The following is a 505-nucleotide window of genomic DNA, read 5'->3' as shown; positions in this document are numbered from 1 at the left end:
CCCCACATCCGCGTCTTGGCCACCGGCGACACCGCGTTGACCACGATCCCGTGCGGCGCGCCCTCCGCGGCCAGCACGTTGACGATGCCCACCGCAGCCAGCTTCGCCGCCGCGTAGGCCGCCAGCCCGTGCTGCACGTACTGCGGATACAGCGCGCGATCAGAAGTAGTCAGCACGATGCGTCCGTAGCGCGCGTCCTGCATCGACGCCCATGCAGCCTGCGCCAGCCACAGGGGCGCCTTCGCGGCAATCGCCATCATCGCGTCGAAGCGCTCGTCCTCCAGCGTGTCGATCGGCTGGTACTCGACCCACCCGGCGTTGTGGATGATGAAATCCAGGCGACCGAAACGCTGCAGGGTATCGGCCACCAGGGCCCGGCACTCCGCGCGATTGTCGAGCGCACCGTGCGCGGCATGTACCACCAGGCCCTGCCCGCACAGCTCGGCCACCGCCCGTTCAATCCGCTGCGGATCAAACCCGGTGCCGTCACGGTCGGCCCCCACAT

At 69.1% G+C, this 505-nt stretch carries 1 protein-coding gene; it reads right to left on the bottom strand.

Annotated features, from left to right (window positions below; all coding sequences use genetic code 11):
* Positions 1-505: SDR family NAD(P)-dependent oxidoreductase (locus ACXJKJ_RS32460; RefSeq protein WP_457395883.1), on the bottom strand; the 505-nt coding region annotated here is incomplete at both ends.

This window comes from Roseateles sp. P5_E1, from assembly GCF_054049335.1.
This window is presented reverse-complemented; position numbering and strand designations above follow the sequence as displayed.